Annotated in this window: 22 protein-coding genes and 16 tRNA genes; 35 read left to right on the plus strand and 3 right to left on the minus strand. The window is 42.9% G+C overall.

Annotated elements, in window-relative coordinates; all coding sequences use genetic code 11:
* The first annotated feature begins 13 nt into the window (after positions 1–13).
* From pth to CHJ_RS10950, 18 genes are all read left to right on the plus strand, one after another.
* Positions 14–604, plus strand: coding sequence for an aminoacyl-tRNA hydrolase (pth, locus tag CHJ_RS10865; protein ID WP_171754652.1), 591 nt, complete (start codon positions 14–16; stop codon positions 602–604).
* Positions 605–614: 10 nt separating this feature from the next.
* The gene (gene ychF, locus CHJ_RS10870) at positions 615–1,706 is read left to right on the plus strand and encodes a redox-regulated ATPase YchF (RefSeq protein WP_171754651.1); all 1,092 of its coding nucleotides are present in this window, start codon (positions 615–617) and stop codon (positions 1,704–1,706) included.
* Positions 1,707–1,944: 238 nt separating this feature from the next.
* Positions 1,945–2,021, plus strand: a tRNA-Met gene (locus CHJ_RS10875).
* A gap of 37 nt (positions 2,022–2,058) precedes the next feature.
* Positions 2,059–2,143, plus strand: a tRNA-Leu gene (locus CHJ_RS10880).
* Between the two features lie 7 nt (positions 2,144–2,150).
* A tRNA-Gln gene (locus tag CHJ_RS10885) sits at positions 2,151–2,225 on the plus strand.
* Positions 2,226–2,303: 78 nt separating this feature from the next.
* Positions 2,304–2,388, plus strand: a tRNA-Leu gene (locus CHJ_RS10890).
* Positions 2,389–2,396: 8 nt separating this feature from the next.
* Positions 2,397–2,471 (plus strand) — tRNA-Gln (locus CHJ_RS10895).
* Between the two features lie 202 nt (positions 2,472–2,673).
* Positions 2,674–2,750: transfer RNA gene (locus tag CHJ_RS10900), tRNA-Met, on the plus strand.
* A 54-nt stretch (positions 2,751–2,804) separates the two neighbouring features.
* A tRNA-Leu gene (locus CHJ_RS10905) sits at positions 2,805–2,889 on the plus strand.
* Between the two features lie 31 nt (positions 2,890–2,920).
* A tRNA-Leu gene (locus CHJ_RS10910) sits at positions 2,921–3,005 on the plus strand.
* A 14-nt stretch (positions 3,006–3,019) separates the two neighbouring features.
* Positions 3,020–3,096: transfer RNA gene (locus tag CHJ_RS10915), tRNA-Met, on the plus strand.
* 37 nt (positions 3,097–3,133) lie between these two features.
* Positions 3,134–3,218: transfer RNA gene (locus CHJ_RS10920), tRNA-Leu, on the plus strand.
* A gap of 7 nt (positions 3,219–3,225) precedes the next feature.
* Positions 3,226–3,300: transfer RNA gene (locus tag CHJ_RS10925), tRNA-Gln, on the plus strand.
* A 172-nt stretch (positions 3,301–3,472) separates the two neighbouring features.
* Positions 3,473–3,557 (plus strand) — tRNA-Leu (locus CHJ_RS10930).
* An 8-nt stretch (positions 3,558–3,565) separates the two neighbouring features.
* A tRNA-Gln gene (locus CHJ_RS10935) sits at positions 3,566–3,640 on the plus strand.
* Between the two features lie 148 nt (positions 3,641–3,788).
* Positions 3,789–3,873, plus strand: a tRNA-Leu gene (locus tag CHJ_RS10940).
* Between the two features lie 7 nt (positions 3,874–3,880).
* A tRNA-Gln gene (locus CHJ_RS10945) sits at positions 3,881–3,955 on the plus strand.
* Between the two features lie 78 nt (positions 3,956–4,033).
* A tRNA-Leu gene (locus tag CHJ_RS10950) sits at positions 4,034–4,118 on the plus strand.
* A gap of 64 nt (positions 4,119–4,182) precedes the next feature.
* Here the strand turns inward: CHJ_RS10950 and CHJ_RS10955 are convergent.
* The gene (locus tag CHJ_RS10955) at positions 4,183–5,346 is read right to left on the minus strand and encodes a 2-octaprenyl-3-methyl-6-methoxy-1,4-benzoquinol hydroxylase (protein WP_317917670.1); all 1,164 of its coding nucleotides are present in this window, start codon (positions 5,344–5,346) and stop codon (positions 4,183–4,185) included.
* Positions 5,347–5,555: 209 nt separating this feature from the next.
* Here CHJ_RS10955 and miaB point away from each other — a divergent pair, with 209 nt between their 5' ends.
* The 5 genes from miaB to lnt all read left to right on the plus strand — a co-directional run bounded on the left by miaB (position 5,556) and on the right by lnt (position 11,120).
* Entirely contained in the window at positions 5,556–6,980 is a 1,425-nt protein-coding gene (miaB, locus tag CHJ_RS10960) for a tRNA (N6-isopentenyl adenosine(37)-C2)-methylthiotransferase MiaB (RefSeq protein ID WP_171751448.1), read from the plus strand.
* 87 nt (positions 6,981–7,067) lie between these two features.
* Positions 7,068–8,138 carry a PhoH family protein gene (locus tag CHJ_RS10965; protein WP_317917671.1) on the plus strand — a complete coding sequence of 357 codons (1,071 nt, stop codon included), beginning with the start codon at positions 7,068–7,070 and terminating at the stop codon, positions 8,136–8,138.
* Positions 8,138–8,596 (plus strand): rRNA maturation RNase YbeY, encoded by a 459-nt coding sequence (ybeY, locus tag CHJ_RS10970; RefSeq protein ID WP_171751446.1) that lies wholly within the window; start codon positions 8,138–8,140, stop codon positions 8,594–8,596. The genes CHJ_RS10965 and ybeY overlap by 1 nt, the downstream gene beginning before the upstream one ends.
* 66 nt (positions 8,597–8,662) lie before the next feature.
* Positions 8,663–9,559: a CNNM family magnesium/cobalt transport protein CorC gene (corC, locus tag CHJ_RS10975; protein ID WP_317917672.1), complete on the plus strand. Its 897-nt coding sequence runs from the start codon at positions 8,663–8,665 to the stop codon at positions 9,557–9,559.
* A gap of 19 nt (positions 9,560–9,578) precedes the next feature.
* A complete protein-coding gene (gene lnt, locus CHJ_RS10980; RefSeq protein WP_317917673.1) occupies positions 9,579–11,120 on the plus strand; it encodes an apolipoprotein N-acyltransferase in 1,542 nt (513 codons plus the stop codon).
* 58 nt (positions 11,121–11,178) lie between these two features.
* On the opposite strand, the gene CHJ_RS10985 is transcribed toward lnt, so the two are convergent.
* Complete coding sequence (locus CHJ_RS10985) at positions 11,179–11,649, minus strand: zinc ribbon-containing protein (protein ID WP_171751443.1); 471 nt, start codon at positions 11,647–11,649, stop codon at positions 11,179–11,181.
* A gap of 147 nt (positions 11,650–11,796) precedes the next feature.
* On the opposite strand from CHJ_RS10985, the gene leuS reads away from it, so the two are divergent.
* The 12 genes from leuS (at position 11,797) to lipA (ending at position 24,537) form a co-directional block, all read left to right on the plus strand.
* Positions 11,797–14,370, plus strand: coding sequence for a leucine--tRNA ligase (gene leuS / locus CHJ_RS10990; RefSeq protein WP_171751442.1), 2,574 nt, complete (start codon positions 11,797–11,799; stop codon positions 14,368–14,370).
* A gap of 139 nt (positions 14,371–14,509) precedes the next feature.
* Positions 14,510–15,085, plus strand: coding sequence for an LPS assembly lipoprotein LptE (lptE, locus tag CHJ_RS10995; protein ID WP_171751441.1), 576 nt, complete (start codon positions 14,510–14,512; stop codon positions 15,083–15,085).
* Between the two features lie 13 nt (positions 15,086–15,098).
* Complete coding sequence (gene holA, locus CHJ_RS11000) at positions 15,099–16,112, plus strand: DNA polymerase III subunit delta (protein WP_317917674.1); 1,014 nt, start codon at positions 15,099–15,101, stop codon at positions 16,110–16,112.
* 80 nt (positions 16,113–16,192) lie between these two features.
* Positions 16,193–16,510, plus strand: coding sequence for a ribosome silencing factor (gene rsfS, locus CHJ_RS11005; protein ID WP_317917675.1), 318 nt, complete (start codon positions 16,193–16,195; stop codon positions 16,508–16,510).
* A gap of 3 nt (positions 16,511–16,513) precedes the next feature.
* Positions 16,514–16,984, plus strand: a complete 471-nt coding sequence (rlmH, locus tag CHJ_RS11010; RefSeq protein ID WP_171751438.1) for a 23S rRNA (pseudouridine(1915)-N(3))-methyltransferase RlmH — start codon at positions 16,514–16,516, stop codon at positions 16,982–16,984.
* Between the two features lie 6 nt (positions 16,985–16,990).
* Positions 16,991–18,874 carry a penicillin-binding protein 2 gene (mrdA, locus tag CHJ_RS11015; RefSeq protein WP_317917676.1) on the plus strand — a complete coding sequence of 628 codons (1,884 nt, stop codon included), beginning with the start codon at positions 16,991–16,993 and terminating at the stop codon, positions 18,872–18,874.
* Between the two features lie 2 nt (positions 18,875–18,876).
* On the plus strand, positions 18,877–19,998 hold the full coding sequence (gene rodA / locus CHJ_RS11020) for a rod shape-determining protein RodA (RefSeq protein ID WP_317918106.1): 1,122 nt from the start codon (positions 18,877–18,879) through the stop codon (positions 19,996–19,998).
* A 23-nt stretch (positions 19,999–20,021) separates the two neighbouring features.
* Positions 20,022–20,798 (plus strand): septal ring lytic transglycosylase RlpA family protein, encoded by a 777-nt coding sequence (locus tag CHJ_RS11025; RefSeq protein ID WP_171751436.1) that lies wholly within the window; start codon positions 20,022–20,024, stop codon positions 20,796–20,798.
* 126 nt (positions 20,799–20,924) lie between these two features.
* Complete coding sequence (locus CHJ_RS11030) at positions 20,925–22,097, plus strand: serine hydrolase (protein ID WP_317918107.1); 1,173 nt, start codon at positions 20,925–20,927, stop codon at positions 22,095–22,097.
* 224 nt (positions 22,098–22,321) lie between these two features.
* Positions 22,322–22,591: a DUF493 family protein YbeD gene (gene ybeD, locus CHJ_RS11035; RefSeq protein WP_171751435.1), complete on the plus strand. Its 270-nt coding sequence runs from the start codon at positions 22,322–22,324 to the stop codon at positions 22,589–22,591.
* Between the two features lie 333 nt (positions 22,592–22,924).
* Complete coding sequence (gene lipB / locus CHJ_RS11040) at positions 22,925–23,569, plus strand: lipoyl(octanoyl) transferase LipB (protein WP_171751465.1); 645 nt, start codon at positions 22,925–22,927, stop codon at positions 23,567–23,569.
* A 2-nt stretch (positions 23,570–23,571) separates the two neighbouring features.
* Positions 23,572–24,537 (plus strand): lipoyl synthase, encoded by a 966-nt coding sequence (lipA, locus tag CHJ_RS11045; protein ID WP_171751434.1) that lies wholly within the window; start codon positions 23,572–23,574, stop codon positions 24,535–24,537.
* 68 nt (positions 24,538–24,605) lie between these two features.
* Here lipA and dcuC read toward each other — a convergent pair whose 3' ends face one another.
* A complete protein-coding gene (gene dcuC, locus CHJ_RS11050) occupies positions 24,606–25,976 on the minus strand; it encodes an anaerobic C4-dicarboxylate transporter DcuC (protein WP_317917677.1) in 1,371 nt (456 codons plus the stop codon).
* Between the last annotated feature and the right edge of the window lie 121 nt (positions 25,977–26,097).

Raw genomic sequence — 26,097 nt, forward strand, 5'->3', positions numbered from 1 at the left:
AGAGATCTAAACCGTGAGTCAAGAGATAAAACTACTCGTAGGACTAGCTAACCCTGGCCCTGAATATGCTAAAACCCGACATAATGCCGGAGCATGGGTCGTTGAAGAATTGGCAAGAGTTCATAACGTTATTTTAAAAAACGAAAGTAAGTTTTTTGGATACACCGGAAGAATCACGGCCAATGGACAGGATCTTCGTTTGTTAATCCCCACTACTTTTATGAACCTATCAGGTAAATCAGTAGCTGCGCTTGCTAAATTTTATCAAATAAAACCAGAAGAGATCATGGTCGCACATGATGAACTCGATCTTCCTCCTGGCGTTGGTAAATTTAAAAAAGGTGGCGGCCATGGCGGACATAACGGTTTACGCGATACCATTAGTAAACTAGGCAATAATAAAGATTTCTACCGCTTACGGATTGGCATTGGTCATCCGGGGCATAAAGACAAAGTGTCAGGCTTTGTATTAGGTAAAGCACCTGCCAAAGAGCAGGAATGCATTGAGGCGGTAGTGGATGAGTCCGTACGCAGCCTCGACATCTTATTAAAAGATGGCCTAAACAAGGCTCAGAATCGCTTACATACGTTCAAAGCAGAATAAGGTTTATATCATGGGTTTTAAATGTGGCATCGTTGGCTTACCAAACGTAGGTAAATCAACACTGTTCAATGCACTGACAAAAGCTGGCATTGAAGCAGCAAACTTCCCTTTTTGTACCATCGAGCCAAATACAGGTATTGTTCCTGTACCAGATCTACGACTGGATGCATTAGCTAAAATAGTTAACCCACAGCGCATACTACCTACAACCATGGAGTTTGTAGATATTGCAGGCTTAGTTGCTGGTGCGTCAAAAGGGGAAGGTTTAGGTAACAAATTCTTGGCTAACATTCGCGAAACCGATGCCATCGGTCATGTTGTACGCTGCTTTGAGAATGAAAACATTATTCATGTTGCAGGTAAAATTTCTCCTTTAGAAGACATAGAAATCATCAATTTAGAGTTAGCTCTAGCGGATCTCGACTCTTGTGAAAGAGCCATTCAACGCCAGGCTAAAAAAGCCAAAGGCGGAGATAAAGACGCTAAATTTGAGATCACTGTTTTAGAAAAACTACTGCCAGTTCTCACCGAAGGTGGTATGGCAAGAACAGTGGCCTTAGCGAAAGAAGAACTAGCGGCAATTGGTTACCTTAACTTCTTAACGCTAAAACCTACCATGTACATTGCTAACGTCAATGAAGATGGATTTGAAAATAACCCATATTTAGACCAAGTACGCGAATATGCAGAAAAAGAGAACAACGTTGTTGTTCCTGTATGTGCAGCCATTGAGTCAGAACTGTCAGAACTCGACGATGAAGATCGAGCAGAGTTCCTTGAAGACATGGGCATTGAAGAGCCGGGGTTAAACCGAGTTATTCGTTCTGGTTATGAACTGCTTACTCTACAGACGTACTTTACTGCTGGGGTTAAAGAAGTACGCGCATGGACTATTCCAATCGGCGCAACTGCACCTCAATCCGCAGGAAAGATCCACACTGACTTTGAAAAAGGCTTCATTCGTGCAGAAGTTGTTGGCTACGATGACTTTATCCAATATAACGGAGAAAGCGGAGCAAAAGAAGCAGGCCGCTGGCGCCTAGAGGGGAAGGATTATATCGTTAAAGATGGCGACGTTGTTCACTTCCGCTTCAATGTCTAAATAGACCAATTGCTAAAAATTGAACCAGCATTTATTTGCTGGTTTTTTTGTTTATTGTTTGATAATTGTTATCACTTTTTGGGTAAAAACAGCCCGCTTTGTTTAAAAAAACCTCGAACAGTCAATTCAAGGCGATTTATTCAAAAAAACTATTGACGGTTTTCCTACAGATAAGCATAATGCGCTCCGTTCTTGTCTCTGGGAGACAACTTAGAAACAAGAGCAAAACAGATAAAATGGCTACTTAGCTCAGTTGGTTAGAGCACATCACTCATAATGATGGGGTCGCAGGTTCAAATCCCGCAGTAGCCACCATTTCCTAAGCACTTTTTCGAAAGTCTTTAGGAAATATGCGGAAGTGGCGGAATTGGTAGACGCACCAGATTTAGGTTCTGGCGCCGCAAGGTGTGAGAGTTCAAGTCTCTCCTTCCGCACCATATTTGTTGGGCTATCGCCAAGCGGTAAGGCACCGGCTTTTGATGCCGGCATTCCCTGGTTCGAATCCAGGTAGCCCAGCCATATAATTGAATTGGTTGTACTACAACCATGACAACGTTATCAAGAGTAACCAATCCTCTTTTTAACTACAGAACAGATGCGGAAGTGGCGGAATTGGTAGACGCACCAGATTTAGGTTCTGGCGCCGCAAGGTGTGAGAGTTCAAGTCTCTCCTTCCGCACCATATTTTGTTGGGCTATCGCCAAGCGGTAAGGCACCGGCTTTTGATGCCGGCATTCCCTGGTTCGAATCCAGGTAGCCCAGCCATAATAAAAAGTGGTTGTGATACAGCTAGAAAAAACATTTGATGCCGGCATTCCCTGGTTCTCTCTTGTTCTAGAATCTAGCAGGTAACCCAATCATATTTTCTATGTTCAAGTTACATTAACTCAAACATAGTTAGATAATAGTGTGATTAACACTATTATTGCAGATGAGATTGTATTATATTGTCTCGCTCAGTTTTAATGGCTACTTAGCTCAGTTGGTTAGAGCACATCACTCATAATGATGGGGTCGCAGGTTCAAATCCCGCAGTAGCCACCACAATTCATTCAATAGTTTTTACCGATTAACTGTTGATGATATAGATATTGAGACGCGGAAGTGGCGGAATTGGTAGACGCACCAGATTTAGGTTCTGGCGCCGCAAGGTGTGAGAGTTCAAGTCTCTCCTTCCGCACCATCTCAAATTATATCTAGGAATAACAAAGTATGCGGAAGTGGCGGAATTGGTAGACGCACCAGATTTAGGTTCTGGCGCCGCAAGGTGTGAGAGTTCAAGTCTCTCCTTCCGCACCATACTTTGACAGATTGGCTACTTAGCTCAGTTGGTTAGAGCACATCACTCATAATGATGGGGTCGCAGGTTCAAATCCCGCAGTAGCCACCATTTCCTAAGCACTTTCTCGAAAGTCTTTAGGAAATATGCGGAAGTGGCGGAATTGGTAGACGCACCAGATTTAGGTTCTGGCGCCGCAAGGTGTGAGAGTTCAAGTCTCTCCTTCCGCACCATATTTGTTGGGCTATCGCCAAGCGGTAAGGCACCGGCTTTTGATGCCGGCATTCCCTGGTTCGAATCCAGGTAGCCCAGCCATAATAAAAAGTGGTTGTGATACAGCTAGAAAAACATTTGATGCCGGCATTCCCTGGTTCTCTCTTGTTCTAAAATCTAGCAGGTAGCCCAGCCATATAATTGAATTGGTTGTACTACAACCATGACAACGTTATCAAGAGTAACCAATCCTCTTTTTAACTACAGAACAGATGCGGAAGTGGCGGAATTGGTAGACGCACCAGATTTAGGTTCTGGCGCCGCAAGGTGTGAGAGTTCAAGTCTCTCCTTCCGCACCATATTTTGTTGGGCTATCGCCAAGCGGTAAGGCACCGGCTTTTGATGCCGGCATTCCCTGGTTCGAATCCAGGTAGCCCAGCCATAATAAAAAGTGGTTGTGATACAGCTAGAAAAACATTTGATGCAGGCATTCCCTGATTCTCTCTTGTTCCAAAATCTAGCAGGTAGCCCAGCCATAATTACAACGTCTCATTGATTCTCCAATTATTGATGATGACTACAGAACAGATGCGGAAGTGGCGGAATTGGTAGACGCACCAGATTTAGGTTCTGGCGCCGCAAGGTGTGAGAGTTCAAGTCTCTCCTTCCGCACCATATTTGTTGGGCTATCGCCAAGCGGTAAGGCACCGGCTTTTGATGCCGGCATTCCCTGGTTCGAATCCAGGTAGCCCAGCCATATAATTGAATTGGTTGTACTACAACCATGACAACGTTATCAAGAGTAACCAATCCTCTTTTTAGCTACAGAACAGATGCGGAAGTGGCGGAATTGGTAGACGCACCAGATTTAGGTTCTGGCGCCGCAAGGTGTGAGAGTTCAAGTCTCTCCTTCCGCACCATTATTTCAAAGCCCACTTTTTAAGTGGGCTTTGTTGTTTTTGTCTGATTCAGTTTTAATGGCTATTAGCTAAGGCCAATAGCATATTTTAAGATCTGCGCTTTGATGGGACCTGCATGCTCAGCAAACTTAAGCACCGCATTTCTAGCAAATTTAACAGGGACAATATTATTGCTGAATGTTTTGTAAAAGAAATCCATGCCAGATTGCATCAACAGATTGTCTGTTCGACGCCTTCTTTCATATTTAGCTAAATTACTCTCTAAATACCACTCTCGCTCTTTTAATACATCTAGTAAGGCACTAACGTCTTTAAACCCTAAATTAACTCCCTGACCAGCTAATGGGTTTATCGTATGAGCTGAATCACCAACCAACACACAACGATTCTTTTGATACTGTTGCGCATGTCGTCTAGTCAATGGAAACGATCCTGACTGTAACACTTTAATATCGCCCAACTCCTCAGGGAAATGGGCAATTATTTCATCGCGTAGTGCCTCATTACTCATTGCGACAAGCTGTCGGATACGTTGCGGCTTGTCATACCATACCAGTGAGCCTTGCTGTCCCGTGAGAGGTAAAAACGAACGTGGCCCAGAAGGTGTAAACCATTGCCAAGTAATATCTTGCTGAGGCTTATCTGTCTCTATATTCACTAGCATGCAGTCTTGACGATAATCCCAAGCCGTAATTCCTATTCCTGCACTAGTGCGAACGTTAGAATTAGCGCCATCAGCACCGATAACTAAATGCGTCTGTAACTCTTGCCCAGATTCCAGCACTAATCGATGCGTATCTTCACCAAACTCAATAGATAACAGCGAGTCAGGACAATAACAGTGCAAATTATCATACTGAGCAAACTGCTGCCAAAGACCAAGTTGAATCAGTCGATTTTCTACAATAAAACCAAGTTGTTCCATATTGAGCGAATCCGCACTAAATCGAGTACGACACTGCGGTGACTCCCATGTTTCCAGTCGTCTATACGGGCAAGTACGCATTTGTTTGATATGACCCCAAGCCCCTAATGATTCTAGCAACTGCACTGAAGCCATTGAAATAGCAGACACTCTGATATCCATTGCTTGATCAGCGGAAAAGGGCTGCGGGGTGATACCTTCAACTAGAGCAACTCTCTTGCCCTGCTGAGCCAACCCAACGGCCGTTGCGGCACCAACCATTCCTCCACCAATAACAACAATATCAAACGTTTCTTTCTGCATAACTCTATCTCTTTTAAATCTACTGCTACCATTCTACTCAAAGAGGCAGGCAAATAGCTATCATCATACTTGCTATCTTAATAGTGGTTTTTTAAATCATTAATCCCAGCTCTGGTCAGGCGGTTTTTAAAGCAGTACAATACGCGGCTTGCCAGTTTATCGCTGGCCCGAAATATATACTAAAGAACTAATGATGAGCGAACTTTAAAATGAGTAAGAAACTGCTAATTAAAACTTGGGGTTGCCAGATGAACGAATACGATTCATCTAAAATGGCGGATCTGCTTAATGCCGCCAACGGCTACGAGCTGACAGAAGATCCTAACGAGGCTGATATTCTCTTACTTAATACCTGTTCGATCCGCGAAAAAGCACAGGAAAAGGTCTTTCATCAACTCGGTCGCTGGAAAACCCTTAAAGACAAAAAAGAAGGGGTTGTGATTGGTGTTGGCGGCTGTGTTGCCACACAAGAAGGTGATCATATCCGTCAACGCGCTCCTTTTGTTGATGTGATTTTTGGTCCTCAAACCTTGCACCGTTTACCAGAAATGATCAAAGCATCACTCAGTGACGATGCTCCGGTAATGGATATCTCATTTCCTGAAATAGAGAAATTTGACAACCTTCCAGAGCCAAGAGCAGAAGGCGCAACCGCATTTGTATCCATAATGGAAGGTTGCTCTAAATACTGTACTTACTGCGTAGTACCATATACTCGTGGTGAAGAAGTCAGCCGTCCTATGGACGATGTGCTTTATGAAGTAGCTCAGTTGGCAGAGCAAGGAGTACGCGAAGTTAACTTACTTGGTCAAAACGTAAATGCTTATCGTGGTCCGACTCATGATGGTGAGATCTGTTCCTTTGCAGATCTTCTTCGACTCGTTGCATCCATTGATGGTATCGATAGACTACGTTTTACTACCAGCCATCCGTTAGAGTTTACTGACGATATCGTCGCGGTGTACGAAGACACACCAGAACTTGTTAGCTTCTTGCACCTTCCGGTGCAAAGTGGATCCGACCGCATTCTGACCATGATGAAACGTCCTCATACTGCTATTGAGTATAAGTCGATTATTCGTAAGCTACGTAAAGCGCGTCCCGACATTCAAATTAGCTCGGACTTTATTGTTGCTTTCCCTGGTGAATCTGATCAAGATTTCCAAGATACCATGAAGCTTATCAAAGATGTCGATTTTGATATGAGCTTTAGTTTTATTTTCTCTCCACGTCCCGGCACTCCTGCGGCAGACTATCCTTGTGATTTAACTGAACAGCAGAAAAAAGAGCGTTTATATCAACTACAGCAACAGGTGAACAGCCAGGCTATGCGCTATTCTCGCCAAATGCTTGATACTGAGCAACGTGTACTTGTTGAAGGCCCTTCCAAGAAAAACCTGATGGAGCTAAGAGCTCGTACAGAGAACAACCGCGTGGTTAACTTTGAAGGAACAGCAGAACTGATCGGCCAGTTTGTTGATGTGAAAATTACGGATGTATTTACCAACTCATTACGTGGTGAGCTGGTTCGTACTGAGAGTGAAATGGACTTACGCGTCGCAGTATCGCCTGCTGCAATGATGGATAAAACACGAAAAGAAGATGAATTAGGCGTTGCAACGTTTACGCCTTAGTTTAAATAGGCTATAAAAGCTGTAATGACTAATGCCGATGAGCCCGGTCAGAATCGGGCTCATAAATGGCAAAATTGAGAGGCAAAATTGAGCAATAAAATTGTAACTCTAGAAATAGATCTAGAACCTTCTGACAACCACCGACTCTCTAGTCTATGTGGCCCATTTGATGACAACATCAAACATCTTGAACGCCGGCTCGGTGTAGAAATCAACCATCGTGGTAACGCTTTTTCAATCGTAGGCAAACCTCATACTGCCGCTGCAGCGCTTGATATCATCAAAACCCTCTACGTAGAAACAACACCCGTACGAGGCCAAATTCCAGATATTGAACCCGAGAGCATTCACCTTGCCATAAAAGAGTCCGGAGTATTAGAACAGACAACGGAATCAAATATTGAGCACGGCAAAGAAGTGTTTATTAAAACCAAAAAAGGGGTGATAAAGCCGCGCACTCCAAATCAAGCTCAATATCTTGTAAATATGGTTCACAATGATATCAGCTTTGGTATTGGCCCAGCGGGTACAGGTAAAACCTACTTAGCGGTAGCTGCCGCAGTTGATGCATTAGAAAGACAAGAAATTCGTCGTATACTTCTTACTCGACCAGCTGTTGAAGCGGGTGAAAAGCTCGGTTTCTTACCGGGAGATCTAAGCCAAAAAGTCGACCCTTACCTTCGCCCTCTTTATGATGCGCTGTTTGAAATGCTTGGCTTTGAACGAGTAGAGAAACTGATTGAACGCAACGTTATAGAAGTCGCGCCACTGGCTTACATGCGTGGTCGTACACTAAACGATGCTTTTATCATTCTTGATGAAAGTCAAAATACCACCGTTGAACAGATGAAAATGTTTTTAACTCGTATCGGCTTCAATTCTCGTGCGGTGATTACTGGTGATGTAACCCAAATCGACCTACCTCGTGGGGCAAAATCTGGGCTTCGCCATGCGATAGAAGTATTGGCTGAAGTGGATGAGATTAGTTTCAACTTCTTCCAAGCTGATGATGTTGTACGACACCCTGTGGTAGCGAGAGTGGTCAATGCTTACGAAAAGTGGGAAGCAAAAGACCAAAAAGAGAGAAAGGCAGCAGAAGCACGACGCAGAGCAGAACGTGAAAGTGCCCAGCTTGCCGCTCAAGAGGCAGAAAAATAATGGCCATAGATGTCGATCTCCAAATTGCAGTCAATAATGAAGAAAACTTACCAAACAGTGATGATTTTACCGTTTGGTTTTCTTCGGCAGTCACACTTTTTCAGCCAGATGCGGAAGTCACTATTCGCCTGGTAGATGAACAAGAAAGTCATCAACTTAATCTGCAATATCGAGGAAAAGATAAGTCAACAAATGTACTCTCTTTTCCATTCGAAGCCCCTCCAGGCATAGAACTGGATTTATTAGGGGATTTAATTATTTGTAAGCAAGTAGTTGAAAAAGAAGCCGCAGAACAAAATAAGGCCTTAAATGCACATTGGGCGCATATGGTTGTACATGGTGCACTTCATCTGCTAGGTTATGATCATATAGAAGATAATGAAGCAGAAGAGATGGAAGCCATTGAAACAGAAATCATGTTGAAAATGGGCTTTTTAGATCCATATTTAGAACAGTAGTTCAGATTGTATCGGACTATTGGACGTGTGCTATCACACATTGATAGCGTCAAACTATGAGTAAATATGAACGACGACAACTCTCCCAGTTCAGAAGGGAACAGTAGTAAATCAGAAGGTCCCAGTAGAAAGTCCTTCTTTGAACGCCTAGGCAAAATTTTTCAGGGTGAACCTCAAGATCGCCAAGAACTCGTTGATGTGATTAGAGACTCTGAAGAAAACGATCTTATCGACCATGACACACGCGATATGCTCGAAGGTGTGATGGAAATAGCTGAGATGCGAGTACGGGATATTATGATACCGCGCTCCCAAATGGTTACGGTTGAAAAAGAACATGATCTTGACCAATTAATAGCGATCATCACAAAAGCTCAGCACTCCCGTTATCCGGTTATTAGTGAAGATAAAGATCACGTCGAAGGCATTCTGTTAGCGAAGGACTTAATCAAATATCTCGGTTCTAAAAGCGAGCCTTTCCAGATTAGTGAAGTGATTCGACAAGCAGTTGTAGTGCCGGAAAGTAAACGAGTAGACCGACTTCTTAAAGAATTTCGAGAAGAACGTTACCATATGGCCATTGTCGTCGATGAATTTGGTGGTGTTTCTGGCCTAGTAACCATTGAAGATATTCTCGAAGAAATTGTGGGTGAGATAGAAGACGAGTTTGACGATGAAGAAGAGGCGGAAATTCGCAAGCTCAGCAAGCACACCTATGCGGTTAAGGCACTCACCACCATCGAAGAATTTAACGACACTTTTGCCACTAAGTTCAACGATGATGAAGTCGATACCATTGGCGGAATGGTCATGACAACTTTTGGTCATCTTCCATCAAGAGGTGAGGTTGTTGAAATTGATGGCTATAGCTTCAAAGTCACCTCCGCAGATAACCGACGCGTAGTTCAACTTCAGGTGACCATCCCTGAAGGAGAAACGGCCACCTTAGCCGAAGAAAACTAACCAAACACAATAAGATAAGATGATGTTTAAAAAGACTCATCGCCTAATACGGCCTTTATTGGCCGTTTTTGTTGGCGCTTCTACTACCCTAGCTTTTGCTCCTTATGCTTTCTGGCCAATGGCCATTATTAGCCCTGCTTTGCTGTTTTTATTACTAAATAACGTTTCTGCTCGAACCTCAGCATTGATCGGATTTTGCTGGGGCTTTGGCCAGTTCGCGACAGGAATCAGTTGGGTTCAGATCAGCATAGACAACTTTGGTGGCATGCCAAAAATAGCAACTCTATTTTTGATGTTTCTGCTGGTCTCTTATCTTGCCATTTATCCCATGCTGTTTGCTGGATTACTAAATCGCTATTTCCCAAACACACTCTCTCCTCCAACAGACCGCATCCGCTTCTTTATTGTTATTCCCGTATTTTGGCTACTGGCAGATTTAGCCCGCGGATGGGTTATGACAGGGTTTCCATGGCTGTTGCTAGGATACAGCCAAATAGACAGCCCTTTAGCCTCCTTTGCTCCAATAGGTGGGGTGCAATTAATCACTCTAGGCGTGGTTCTAGTCGCCTCTAGCATAGCCTATGCGATAAATGTGAAACGTCCTCATAGCTTGTTGTTAGCTCTAGCTATTTTTGCAGGCGGCTTTTCATTCAACTCGATTGATTGGGTTACTGTAAAATCAGATGACTCTCCTCGATTTGCACTGATTCAGGGAAACATCGATCAAGCGCTAAAATGGTTACCTAATCAGCGTTGGCCCACGCTAATGAAGTACCTCGATTTAAGCAGAAAAAACTGGGATGCTGACATTATTATCTGGCCTGAAGCTGCAATTCCAGCTTTGGAACAAGAGGTCACGAGCTTCTTAACAAATGTTGATTCTGCTGCTCGCAATAACGACAGTGCATTAATTACGGGCGTGATCACCAAAAACAACCAAGGTAACTTTTACAATAGCATTATAACCCTTGGCCGCTCGCAAAGTGATGAATACAACGCGGCGACTCACCCTCATTACAATAAACATCATTTATTACCGTTCGGAGAGTTTGTGCCCTTCGAATCACTATTGCGTCCTCTTGCGCCGTTTTTCAATTTACCTATGTCTTCATTTACTCGGGGTGAACTGATTCAAGATAATATCCTCGCAAAAGGATACGCTTTTGCTCCTGCCCTATGTTATGAAATCATATTTGGTGAGCAAGTTCGTAAAAATGTCACTGAAAACACCGACTTCATATTAACCCTTTCTAACGACGCTTGGTTTGGTGATTCCATTGGTCCATTACAACATATGGAAATAGCCAGAATGCGAGCGTTAGAGCTCGGTAAACCGTTGATCCGAGCCACAAACAATGGTGTAACCGCCATTACCGATTACAAAGGAAAAATTGTTGCTCAAATTCCTCAGTTCAAAACGGAAGTGCTTAAAGCGCAAGTCTCATCAACCACGGGCACGACACCTTTCTACGTCGCGGGCAACTGGCCTACTCACTTATTGATTATGTTGGGTCTGCTGTTCGCTATTTTTGAAGTGACTCGTAGAAAGTCAAAAGGTTAACCAAAATGCTAAAGGTAAATGGGCAAGATGCCCATTTACCTAAACAGACGAAACTGCACTATGGCTTTAACGCTATCCGGGTAAATTCATTACAGCCGCATTTTGCACAAGGCTGAATGACCGTTGGGTGAATATATTTACTCTTATCACCACACTTCTCACACACTAAATGCCCTAATCCAATCACATCATTGGTGTTATATACACCTTGATGCTCCAGATCTTCAAACAATTCAACCCACTCCACTTTGGTTCTATCAGTCAGATCTAGCAGTGCTTGCCAAATGGAATCCGTCACCATAATAGAAAATGGACTATCTTTACTCTCTTGATAGTTATCAGCAAACTCTTTTAAATCCGCTTTCATATAAGCAGAGACCAAAGAGAGTTCATCCTTGGTCATATCAGTTGCCGCCTGTGCCACTTCACCAGAGGTTTCAAGCACCTTATTTAGCTCATCAGGACTATGTTTAATGGTTTCTACGACTTCTTTGAACTTCTCTTCATACCCATGTTTACGCTTTGGCATAATTCTACCTCCATAGTATTCTCTGCTTAACTTAATCTTTATCTTTATTGTAGCTTGTTGAGCGTGCTTCCTTTAGGTATTCTATGCCGATCGATACGTATCTGATCAAACCGATCTCACAGTTTCCAAGATAACCGGATTTCATAAATGCAAGAGCAATATAACCCGCAAGACATTGAACAAAAAGTTCAACAGCACTGGGACGAGAATAAAACTTTTGTCGTCACCGAAGATTCCAGCAAAGAGAAATTTTACTGTCTTTCTATGTTCCCGTACCCAAGTGGTCGACTGCATATGGGACATGTACGTAACTACACCATAGGTGATGTTGTTTCTCGTTTCCAGCGACTGCAAGGCAAAAATGTTATGCAGCCTATTGGCTGGGATGCATTTGGTCTTCCTGCTGAAAATGCAGCGGTTAAAAATAAGACCGCTCCTGCGCCGTGGACTTATGAAAATATTGAGTACATGAAAAACCAGCTTAAGTTACTGGGCTTTGGTTATGACTGGGACAGAGAGTTCGCGACCTGTACGCCTGAATATTATCGCTGGGAGCAAGAGTTTTTCACCAAACTGTATGAGAAAGGCTTAGTCTACAAAAAAACATCATCGGTAAACTGGTGTCCAAATGACCAAACTGTTCTTGCTAACGAGCAAGTTGAAGATGGCTGTTGCTGGCGATGTGACACTCCTGTAGAGCAGAAAGAGATCCCTCAGTGGTCAGTTAAAATTACTGCTTACGCACAAGAGCTATTAGATGACCTAGACAATCTAGAAGGTTGGCCTGAAATGGTGAAAACCATGCAGCGAAACTGGATTGGCCGCTCTGAAGGTGTCGAACTAAAATTCACTGTTGCTGGTCAAGATGATTTAGAAGTATATACCACTCGTCCAGACACTCTAATGGGCGTGACTTACGTTGGTATCGCAGCAGGACACCCATTAGCCGCACTTGCAGCAAAAAATAACGCCGAACTAGCTGAATTTATTGATGAGTGCAAAAATAACAAAGTTGCAGAAGCTGAACTTGCCACCATGGAAAAGAAAGGCATGGACACCGGATTAACCGCTATCCATCCTTTAAATGGCCGAGAAGTGCCTATTTACGTCGCCAACTTTGTCTTGATGGATTACGGTACAGGCGCAGTTATGGCCGTTCCTGCTCACGATCAACGTGATTACGAGTTTGCCAATAAATATGGTCTAGATATTGTTGCAGTAATAAAACCTGAAGATGGTAGCGAACTGGATATCTCAGAAGTCGCGTATACTGAAAAAGGGGTTCTATTCGCTTCTGGTGAGTTTGATGGTCTGAGTTTTAAACCAGCCTTCGATGCTATTGCCAATAAGTTAGAAGAGTTGAACAAAGGTAAGAAAACCGTCAACTTCCGTTTACGCGACTGGGGTGTATCTCGTCAGCGTTATTGGGGTGCACCAATCCCAATGGTTACGACCGAAGATGGAGAAGTACATCCAGTTCCAGCAGATCAACTTCCTGTGATCCTGCCAGAAGATGTTGTCATGGATGGTGTAACCAGCCCAATTAAAGCAGATAAGAGCTGGGCAGAAACGACCTTCAATGGCCAACCAGCACTGCGTGAAACCGACACATTTGATACCTTTATGGAGTCATCTTGGTATTACGCTCGCTACTGCTCGCCTCAAGCAGATGAGATGGTAGACTCAGAAGCAGCAAATTACTGGCTTCCTGTTGATCAATACATCGGTGGTATAGAACACGCATGCATGCACCTTTTATATGCACGTTTCTTCCATAAGTTACTACGTGATACAGGTATGGTTACCAGCGATGAACCATTTAAAAAGCTACTCTGCCAAGGCATGGTACTTGCGGACGCGTATTACTACAATAATGAGAAAGGTGCAAAAGTTTGGGTCTCTCCAGCGGATGTTACCGTAGAGCGTGACGAAAAAGGTCGTATTGTTAGTGCAACCGACCTTGATGGCAATAACGTTGTTCATACTGGCATGACCAAGATGTCAAAATCGAAGAATAACGGCATCGACCCTCAAGAGATGGTAAACAAGTATGGCGCAGACACTGTTCGCCTGTTTATGATGTTTGCTTCTCCTGCCGATATGACACTAGAGTGGCAAGAATCTGGCGTAGAAGGTGCTAACCGTTTTCTTAAGCGTGTTTGGAAATTGGTTCAGGAACACAACGAGAAAGGTGATGTAGCCGCTCTCAACGCTTCTGAGTTTAACTCAGACCAGAAAGCGCTACGACGTGATGTGCATAAGACCATCACCAAAGTGACTGATGACATTGAACGTCGTCAAACCTTTAATACCGCAATTGCAGCAATTATGGAGCTAATGAATAAGTTAGCAAAAGCACCACAAGAGTCTGCTCAAGATAGAGCCATTCTTGATGAGGCACTTAAAGCGGTGGTCCGTATGCTGTACCCAATCACTCCTCATATTTCGTTCGAATTATGGCAAGTACTTGGCGGCCAATCTATCGACACAGAAACATGGCCTGCCGCGGATAGCGCAGCTATGGTTGAAGATGAAAAACTGATTGTGGTTCAAGTGAATGGTAAACTTCGAGCTAAGCTAACAGTATCAGCAGACGCGACAAAAGAGGCCGTTGAAGCACTAGGTTTATCCGATGAGAATGTTACTAAGTTCACAGATGGCAAAACCGTACGTAAAGTGATCTATGTTCCTGGCAAACTTTTAAATATTGTTGCGAACTAACCAAGATAGATAATGTCCTTACAATGGACACTATATAAACAGGGGGCTACCCGCGCCCTGTTTATATTTATCTAAGTGAAGTAAGAGATCTTATTTGACTTAGATAAATATAAACTCAAACCATCAGAGAGTTATTTTTGTGAAACGTATTTCTGTCAAATCTACACTTCAAACGGCTTTTTTGCTTTTAACCGTATCTGCTTTATCAGCCTGCGGATTTCATTTACGTGGCAACTACCTAGTACCACAAGAAATATCTAGCATCTCTTTAACTAGCTTTGACCAATTCAGTCAGCTAACACGAGATGTTGATGCTCAGTTAAGACTCAATGATATTGAGCTTGTTCCACCATCAGCGTCAATTCCAAATCTTCATCTTGTCAATGAAAGCGTTGGTGAAAGAACACTGTCACTCTATCAAAATAGCAAGGCAGCAGAGATAGAACTGACTTATACCACATCTTATAGAGTGACCATCCCTGATGTAGGCAGCAAAACCTTTACCACAAATGCTACCCGAAACTATCTTGATAACCCACGAGCGGCACTAGCGAAATCGGTAGAGCGTGATTTGATTGTGGATGAAATGAGAAAGCAAACTGCGACTCAAATCATGCGTCAATTAGCACGACTAAAAGCAGAAATCGATTCAGGGTTTACACAATTTGATCCCATTGAAGAGCAACCATCCGCCGCTAATTCCGCAAATCAATAAGCGTTAATATATAATGCGTATTTTTGCGGATAAGCTCGCTGACAATCTCCAGCGTCAATTGAATGGCATTTACTTACTCTTTGGCAACGAGCCTTTACTTCTTTTAGAAAGTAGAGATGCCATATTGTCGGTAGCCAAAAACGCAGGTTTTCTGGAAAAACACCGCTTTACCCTTGATGCCAGTCTGGACTGGGGAGACGTGTTTGATTGCTGTAACGCACTGAGTCTGTTCTCTTCTCAGCAAATAATTGAATTGGAAATTCCAGAAAATGGCGTTAATGCCGCAGCATCAAAACAGTTGATCGAGCTATCTGAACAACTTAACCCTGATATTTTGTTGCTTATCACAGGTCAAAAACTGACCCGCCAACAAGAAAACAGTAAGTGGTTTAAAACACTAAATCAAAAAGGCATTTGGGTCAGTTGCTTAACACCTGATATACAGAGATTACCCCATTTTGTTCAACGTCGCTGCCATCAACTGAACCTTAACCCAGATGCTGAAGCGTTGCAGATGCTTGCACAATGGCACGAAGGAAACTTGCTCGCACTTAAACAGAGTTTAGAGAAGTTAACCTTGTTATATCCTGACGGTCAGCTCTCTTTAATGCGTGTTGAACAAGCACTGAGTAGACACAATCATTACACCCCTTTCCAATGGATTGATGCTCTTCTAGCCGGCAAGCCAAACCGATCACAACGAATTTTAAGACAGTTAGAATCAGAAGGTGTTGAGCCTGTTATTTTATTAAGAACACTACAAAAAGAGCTCAATTTACTGCTCACTATTCAGCATGAGTGCTTAACGGCACCAATTGGACAGGTGTTTGATAAAAACAGAATATGGCAAGCTAAACGGCCGCTATACAATGCCACGCTACAAAGACTGGATAGCAGACAGATAAAACGATTAATTAAACAGCTAACACGTGCCGAAGTTATGGTTAAAACCCAGTATGACAATTCAAGCTGGCCCTTAATTAGGCAACTATCGTTGGAGTTTTGTTCGGCGAGTACGATACTCTAGCCCGTCATGGCTCATAGTGCCATTTCAAAGTTAAACAGTGATATAATCACGCTTACAAGCGCAATAAACTGAGGTTCCCCTTGCAAAAAGATAAGTTAAAAGCCTTTTTGGTCGATAAAGTAGACGACATGAAAGCCGAAAATATAAAGACCATTGACGTCATTGGAAAATCTAGCGTCACCGATTATATGGTTATCTGTACCGGCACATCTAAACGCCATGTGACCTCTATCGCCAACAATATCGCTAATGAGGCAAAAAACGTCGGCCTTACTCCCTACGGTGTAGATGGTGAAAATGAAGGCGAATGGGTTGTGGTTGATATGGGTGATGTCATGGTGCACGTAATGCAAGAAGAGCAACGTGAACTTTATCAGTTAGAAAAACTCTGGAGTTAATACTTGAAAATTCAACTTATTGCCGTAGGCACTAAAATGCCTAAATGGGTAGAAGAGGGTTTTCAGGAGTACCGTAGAAGGTTTCCACACGATATGCCCCTTGATCTCGTCGAAATTGCAGCTGGGAAAAGGGGTAAAAACGCCGATATTGTTAGAATACTGCAAAAAGAAGGCGAAGCCATGCTTGCAGCCGTGCCAAAAGGCAATCGAATTGTTACTCTAGATATTCCAGGTAAGCCATGGGATACCGAACAGTTGGCCGGACAGTTACAACAGTGGAAGTTAGATGCTAGAGATGTTTCTATTTTGATTGGTGGGCCTGAAGGGTTATCACCGGCATGCAAAGCCGCCGCAGATCAAAGTTGGTCTCTATCTCCATTAACACTCCCCCATCCTTTGGTTCGTGTTGTTATGGCAGAGAGCCTCTATCGCGCATGGAGTATTACTGCAAATCACCCATACCATAGAGAATAGAGTGGCATGAAACGACAGCGCACTCAGATTCGAGATCACCACAAAGAATCATTACTTTTTCAAAGCCGGGCAATTGTCTCTTTTCTAGGCATAATAGTAATGATCAGCCTGCTCATCACCAATCTATACAATATTCAGGTTAATCAGTACCAAGATTATAAAACACGCTCTAATGACAACCGGATTAAAATCGTTCCTATTGCCCCTAACCGAGGGTTGATCTACGACCGAAACGGCAAAATACTTGCGGAAAATCGACCGGTATTCAACCTAGAGTTGATTCCAGAAAAGATCAAAGATAGCGACGAAACAATCCGTCAGTTGCAGCAGATCCTAGAAATACCAGAAGAGAAAATAGCGAACTTTAATAAAGAGAAAAGACGCTCTCGTCGATTTAAATCAGTCCCTTTATTAACACAGCTTACCGAGCAACAAGTCGCGATCTTCTCGGTGAATCAATACCGCTTTCCCGGAGTTGAAGTCACCGGAAAACTAAAGCGTTACTACCCTTACGGCTCAGCACTGACCCATGTTCTCGGCTATGTTTCTAGAATCAACGATAGAGACATGCAAGCGCTTGTTCGCGAAGAAAAAGACAGCAACTACCAAGCAACGTACGATATTGGAAAGCTAGGAATAGAACGATACTATGAAGATATGTTGCACGGCACCGCTGGCTACCAAGAAGTTGAAGTAAACAGCCGTGGACGTATTATTCGTACATTAAAATACGTTCCACCTAAACCGGGTAAAGATCTGGTTTTAAACCTAGATATCGATCTTCAGCTCTATCTTTATAGACTGTTGGATAATCGCCGCGGTGCTGCAGTGGTTCTCGACCCGAAAGACAACGGTATTCTGGCCATGGTTTCAACACCAAGCTATGATCCGAACCCATTTGTACAAGGTATTTCAGGAAAAGCGTACCGTAAACTGCTTGAAAACAGTGACCGTCCGCTCGTCAACCGAACAACGTTAGGTATCTATCCTCCCGCATCGACAGTTAAACCTTTCATTGCGGTGGCAGCTTTACAAGAAGAAGTGGTTACCCCATATACCACGCGCAATGACCCCGGTTATTGGAAAATACCTAACTCAAAAACAAAACCTTTCCGAGACTGGTTACGTTGGGGACATGGAAGAGTCAACATCACTCAATCATTGGAAGAATCTGTAGATACTTTTTTCTATCAAGTTGCATATGACTTGGGCATAGATAGGCTTTCAAGTTGGATGATGAAGTTCGGCTTTGGTGATTTCACCGGCATCGATATATTTGAAGAGAGTAAGGCAAACATGCCGACTCGAGAATGGAAAATGAGCCGACACCGTACACCTTGGTATCAAGGTGACACCATTCCTGTGGGCATTGGGCAAGGGTACTGGACCGCGACACCAATGCAGATAGCTAAAGCAACATCAGTATTGGTGAATAGAGGAAAGGTAATGGCTCCCCACTTACTAAGATCAACCGTGGATAACAATCAGCCATTAGAGACTCAAAAACTCGAAGCCATTGAGACCTATCCTCCAATTACCAACGTTCCAGATAACTTTTGGGACATATCGGTAAAAGGAATGAACTTAGTCAACCATGGTAAAAAAGGAACGGCAAGAAGAGCTTTTCAGAACCTTGGCTATCAAAGCGCCGGAAAATCGGGAACAGCTCAGGTCTTTGGTTTAAAAGAAGACGAAGAGTATGATGCCGAACAGATAGCGGAGCATCTTCGTGACCATGCGTTGTTCACCGGTTTTGCCCCAGTAAAAGATCCTGAAGTTATCGCAACCATTGTATTAGAAAATGCAGGAGGTGGCTCCACTAACGGTGCACCTGTCGTGCGAAAGATCTTTGATAAAGTGATATTAAATAAAGAAGATAAGGCAGAGTAGTGATGAAACTCGATCCCTCCACAGGTAAAAGTCGAATCTTTTTTGAAAGGTTCCACATTGATCTCCCACTGCTGCTCGGGCTTATTACTATCATGCTGTTTGGTTTAGTTATCATGTATAGCGCCAGCGGACAGAGCATGGTAATGATGGACAAACAAGCTATGCGTATGGCTCTGGCGTTAGGTGTCATGGTGGTTTTGGCCCAAATTTCACCTCGAACGTACGAAGCTTTTGCCCCTTTTCTGTTTGTCGTCGGGGTTGGCCTGCTGTTTGGCGTGCTATTTTTTGGGGAAGCGTCCAAAGGCGCTCAACGATGGCTAAACCTTGGCTTCGTGCGCTTTCAGCCTTCCGAGCTACTAAAACTGGCCGTGCCATTAATGATCGCTCGTTATATTGGCAAAAAACCCCTCCCCCCTAGCTTTAAAACACTTGTTGTTTCACTGGTCATGCTTGGTGTGCCAACCATTCTTATCGCCAAACAACCGGATCTAGGCACCTCAATCTTGATTGCGGCCTCAGGAATATTCGTTATTTTCCTAGCAGGTATTAGTTGGAAAATTATTTTTGCGGCTATATGTGCCGTAGGGGCCTTTGCACCAGTACTGTGGTTTTTCCTAATGCGTGAATACCAGAAAGTACGGGTGCGAACCTTATTCAACCCAGAATCCGATCCTCTTGGGGCTGGCTATCATATTATTCAGAGTAAAATTGCCATCGGCTCAGGCGGTCTAACGGGTAAAGGTTGGCTTCATGGAACGCAATCGCAACTGGAGTTTTTGCCCGAAAGGCATACCGATTTCATCTTTGCGGTCATCGCAGAAGAGTGGGGAATGTTCGGGATACTGGTTTTACTCACCTTATACCTATTCATCATAGGTCGCGGCCTTTATCTTGCTAGCCAATCGCAAACTGCGTTTGGCAGAATGATGTCAGGAAGTATTGTTTTAAGCTTCTTTGTCTATATTTTTGTCAACATTGGTATGGTAAGTGGCATATTACCCGTTGTAGGAGTGCCACTGCCGCTGATAAGCTATGGAGGCACTTCAATGGTGACCTTAATGGCTGGATTTGGAATATTAATGTCAATACACACACATCGCAGTATGTTATCAAAAGCGACTTAGCAGGCTATAAGGTTTATACATCAATGATACGAATTCTTTCCATCATGCTACTCATTCTGTTAGCTGGCTGTTCAACACCTAGTGGACGCTACTCTATATCGGATGATGTTGGACCTGACACTCCTATCACTTTGGATCACATTGAGGATGCACAACCAAAATATGAACCCTATAGTTTAGGCGGAAACCGAGATTACACCCTTAGAGGTAACCGTTACCAAATCAACAAGAACCCTGATGGGTTCAAGCAGAGTGGAAAGGCCTCTTGGTATGGAAAAAAATTTCACGGTCACCTGACGTCTAATGGTGAAATCTATGATATGTATTCAATGACTGCCGCTCATAAGACTTTACCCATACCAAGTTATGTAAAAGTAACCAATAAGGATAACGGCAAAACCACCATTGTCCGTATTAACGATCGTGGACCTTTCTATCAAGGAAGGATCATTGACTTAAGTTATGCTGCTGCATATAAATTGGATGTTATTCAGTCTGGTACGGCAAATGTGGATATTGAGTACATCAATACTCACAAACAGAAGTCTGAAGAAAACTCGGCTCAGTTAAACATAAACTATGTTATTCAAGCGGCATCTTCAAATCATGAACAAAGAACGCGAACTTTAGCAAAAGATTTGGGTCAAAAACTGTCTGTAGAGAGTTTTGTCGAAGCAATTAACAAGAACTATCGCGTATTGCTTGGCCCTTTTGATGATTACTCAACAGCAGAACAGGTATTAAAAACGATACAAACAGAGGGTTACCCTCAAGCATTTATCAGAAAAACAAAACGTTAAATCCCAATACCAACAAGGTATCGGAACTTACTCGTCTTCACTCATTCAGTATCAATAGTATGGCCTAGCCTCACTATTCTGTTAAGATACGGGCAATTTAAAACAATGAACATTGATTACACTAAAATGATTAAGTCAAAACGGACCATAACAAGACTTCTTGCTACCACGGCAATGGTAGTAGCACCAACCGCTTTCTCGGCACCAATCGTGGTTCCAGATCCACCGCAAATAGCGGCTAAAGGCTATGTTTTAATTGACTATAATTCAGGTACAGTTTTAGCTGAAAAAGCGAAAGACACCAAGCTATCCCCTGCTAGCTTAACTAAAATGATGACAAGTTATGTCATTGGTCAAGAGCTAGCGCGTGGTAACATTTCTCTTACTGACGAAGTGGTTATCAGCAAAAATGCTTGGGCTAAAAACTTCCCAGACTCCTCTAAAATGTTCATAGAAGTAGGCACTACCGTTAGTGTCGATGATCTAAACCGTGGAATTATCATTCAATCAGGTAACGATGCATGTGTGGCAATGGCTGAACATGTGGCGGGTTCTGAAGATGCGTTTGTTGATCTTATGAATGCATGGGCTAGCTCAATTGGCATGAAGAACACAAACTTTGCCAACGTTCATGGCTTGGATAATCCAAACCTATACTCTACGCCATACGATATGGCGCTATTAGGTAGAGCACTTATCCGTGACGTTCCTGAAGAGTACGCGATTTACTCAGAAAAACAGTTTACTTACAACAGTATCACCCAATATAACCGTAACGGACTGCTTTGGGATAAAAGCATGAACGTTGATGGCATAAAGACTGGCCACACCTCTAAAGCAGGTTATAGCCTGGTAAGTTCAGCAACAGAAGGTAAAATGCGCCTTGTTGCTGTAGTGATGGGAACCAAGAGCGCAAATGCTCGTAAAGCAGAAAGCAAAAAGCTTCTCAATTACGGCTTTCGTTTCTTCGAAACAGTTGCTCCTCATAAAGCGGGTGAAACATTTGTTAGTGAACGTATCTGGATGGGCTCTAAAGAGAACGTTGCTTTAGGCGTTGCAGAAGATACCTATGTAACACTACCAAGAGGCCAAGCTAAGAGCTTAAAAGCCAGTTTCGTGCTGGAAAAAGAGTTAAAAGCACCGATTAACGAAGGGGATGTTGTTGGTAAACTTTACTACCAAGTAGATGGTGAAGACATCGCAGAATACCCGCTTCTAGCATTAGAAAACGTAGAGAAAGGCAGTATTTTCAGCCGTTTAATTGACTATGTTATCTTACTATTTAAGAGCTGGTTTTAACTTCCCCTCTTAATCTAAACAAGCCGCATTAGCGGCTTTTTTATTGCGCAAAGATAACCTCATGTTATCTCTATCCATTTCCACTTAGAGCCGATATTAAGATTCAGTAATACGACAGTTATTGAGAAATAGGAACCCTTTTAAGGGAGCAAGGATACCTTGAGATCTTGTTCTAGAGAGCGTAATATCTCGCTTCTGTTATTCCATCCGATCTGGACGAAACAATGCAAGAACAACCAAAGTTAAAAGACCTATTAGAGTTCCCTTGTCAGTTTACCTACAAGGTAATGGGTTATGCTAAACCGGAACTGCCAGAATTGGTGCTAGCGGTTATCCAAAAACATGCCCCTGGGGATTACAGCCCAAGCGTTAAGCCGAGTGGTAAAGGGACTTATAATTCAGTGTCTATTACTATTACTGCTACTTCAGTTGAGCAGGTTGAGACTCTTTATAAAGAGTTGGGCGACATTGATATTGTTCGTATGGTTCTATAGCAACCACACGGTAACAGCGGCTATAGGCCGCTGTTTTTATAATTAGCCTCTGCTCAACATCAATCTCAACTCAATTTTCAAATTCTCCAACGAATCACTACAGCGAATAAAAACATTTTCACATTATTTACCTAGGGGTTTATAATGTTTTTTCTTTATATAATCATGCCAATGCAGTGCTATACCAATCACCGCAGTTATACCGCCTACTTATTCGGTTATGCCCATTAAATTAATGAGTTAATCAGAAAGATGTCATCGAACAGGCGAGGATAACGTCATAGTTATATTTTCTTGTAATGCCTTATAGGTAAGGAAATTAGTTTGCAGAATATTGAAAACAGGCTGGTCATTAAACACCTTGGCTTACGAGACTACGAGCCTGTATGGAAAGCGATGCATCAATTCACTGACCAACGAACAGAGGATACTGTAGATGAAGTATGGCTGGTAGAGCACAACCCAGTGTTCACACAAGGACAAGCAGGAAAAGAAGAACATCTTTTAAACACAGGTGATATTCCAGTCATACAAAGTGATCGTGGCGGGCAAGTTACTTATCATGGACCCGGTCAACTAGTGGCCTATTTTCTTATCAATCTTAGAAGAAAAAATCTTGGTGTAAGAGAGTTAGTTACCCAGATAGAAAATATTGTCATTGAGTCATTAGCCAGTTTTGGCATCACCTCTTCAGCTCGTCCTGACGCCCCCGGTGTTTATGTAGATAACAAAAAAATCTGTTCTCTTGGACTTAGGATTCGTAAAGGGTGCTCTTTCCATGGACTAGCCTTGAACATAGATATGGATCTATCCCCCTTCTTAAGAATTAATCCTTGTGGATATCAGGGGATGGAAATGATACAAGTAAAAGAACTTGGTGGGCCGGATAACATCTCCACCGTAAGCGAAGCAATAATATCAGCGCTCACTACCCTACTGAGCTATGAGCATGTCGACATAATAAAAGAAAGCAATTAATCATGAGCAAACCAATTCAAATGGAAAAAGGCGTCAAATACAGAGACGCTGATAAAATGGCATTAATTCCTGTTAAGAACATGCCTGAAGAGCAGAAAGAAGTGCTGCGCAAACCTGAATGGATGAAAATCAAACTTCCTTCAGACAGCAAACGCATTCAAGATATTAAAGCTGCTATGCGTAAGAATTCGCTGCATTCAGTTTGCGAAGAGGCATCATGCCCTAATCTGGCAGAATGCTTTAACCACGGCACCGCAACCTTTATGATTTTGGGAGCAATCTGTACACGTCGCTGTCCTTTCTGCGATGTTGCCCATGGCAGACCAATAACACCTGATAGCAATGAACCCGCTCACTTAGCTCAAACCATTAGTGATATGAAGTTAAAGTACGTGGTGGTGACCTCTGTTGATAGAGATGACTTAAGAGATGGTGGTGCACAACATTTTGCTGACTGTACCAAAGCCATCAGAGCCAAAAATCCACAGATCAAGATCGAAACTCTGGTTCCAGATTTTCGTGGTCGTATGGACACGGCACTAGAGTTGTTAAACGATAACCCACCAGATGTGTTCAATCACAATTTGGAGACAGCACCACGCTTATACCGCAAGGCAAGACCTGGAGCTAACTACAAATGGTCTCTAAAATTACTGCAAGAGTTTAAAGCCCTACATCCAGAAGTACCAACTAAGTCTGGTTTAATGATGGGGCTAGGTGAAACCAAAGAAGAGATCATTGAAGTACTTAAAGATCTGCGTGCTCATGGTGTCACTATGCTAACGTTAGGACAGTACTTGGCACCAAGCCGACATCACTTGCCAGTTGAACGTTATGTACCACCAGCTGAATTTGATGAACTAAAAGAAATAGCATTAGATCTTGGATTTACTCACGCCGCTTGTGGGCCATTTGTTCGCTCTTCATATCATGCAGACATGCAAGCTAAAGGTGAAGAAGTAAAATAAAGCACGCTGTATTTATTTCCCTTGATCAATCATGGCCAGTCATTATGACTGGCCATTTAGCAGAAAAGTTAGTTTGCCATCATAGGAACCAGAACTATGGTTCCTATGATAACGGTAATCAATCCTGCAAACACAGGCACAAATGTACGCTTCACCACTTCAAAAGGACTAATTTTACCCATACCTGACGTAGCAACCACGACGCCAGATACAGGAGAAATTGTACGACCTAAATTGGAAGCCTGCAGCATAGGAATAATCAGGAAAGCTGGATTCAACCCCAATTTTGCAGCAAGCGAAGGAGCAAGTTCAACAAACGCATAGAAAGGCGCGTTCCCCGATCCTGTAGCAACGGCGGCTGCAACAGTAAGAGTCGTTAATAGAAGCATTAATGCAACACCACCCGCTCCAGCTTGATCAGCAAGGTGTAACAAGTTATCAATGGCACCAATGGACATCAGACCCTGAGCAAATACCCCAGCAGCAACTAACAGCATTACAACACCTTTAAAAGCTTCTGCCATCCCCTCATAACAAGAGTCTAGGTCTTCCAATGTTTCTTTACCTTTAAAACCTTTGTTAACAAAGTCGGTCAATGCTGCTAAGAAGATAGCCAAGACGACAATAGTGTAAATATCCAAACTTAAACCGGGTATGGTTTTACCGTTAAATAGAAAAACACCAACAATGGGTAGAAAAGGGAGCATGGCGTAATAAGCAGGAGCTTTCACTTCAATAGAAGAGATATCCACCTTCTCCATTGGTGTGTTTTCTTTTTTATCCAAATACCTATTCCAAAAATAGGCCGCTATCGCCATAACAACAATCGCACATAGAGAAACAGGCAGCACCGTTTGGACAGCAAACACATCTAAATCCATCCCCGCTTTTTCTGCCGCAACAACAACATCTCCAGATGTAGGCGAAAGAATGATGGCCGCGGGTGAAGCACAAACGGCAACTGCGGCAGGCCTAGAAATTCCCATAGCCGTCATCATAGGAAACAGTGTCGCCATTAATAACACACCAAGACCGGTAGCAGAACTGACGGCTAATGACATTAAACAAGCCACAATATAGGCTGCAACCAATAAAATGTATGGGGATTTAATAAATGCTAAAGGTTTAGAAAACTGCTTTACTACCACATTATTCGCGCCAATAAATGTCATATAAGACGCAAAACCGCACAACAGCATAATTTGCATCCCCAAGCCACCACCGCGATATTTAAGCATATATTTAATGTATTCCAGAGAATCTGTCAGAAAATTCCCTGTCGCTGCGACCTTAGCAGGCAAAACCGTATGACCGAGCAAGCCCGTTAGAATCAACAGTAATAACCCCGCGCTAAGTAGCACCCCTGCAGCTCTATACCCTTTAACGATATAGTAACCAACACCAATCGTAACAATTAGACCAATAAGCAACTCTAGCATTTGTACCTCTATAATTTAGCCAGACAAAATCAAAACGAAACTATAGAAAACCAAGTGCATAAACAGTGATCCAAGCTAACTTATCGGTCATTAATGAAAATAAAAACTACATTTTGCGCAA

This window comes from Vibrio sp. MACH09 (assembly GCF_033238805.1).
Classification (GTDB): domain Bacteria; phylum Pseudomonadota; class Gammaproteobacteria; order Enterobacterales; family Vibrionaceae; genus Vibrio.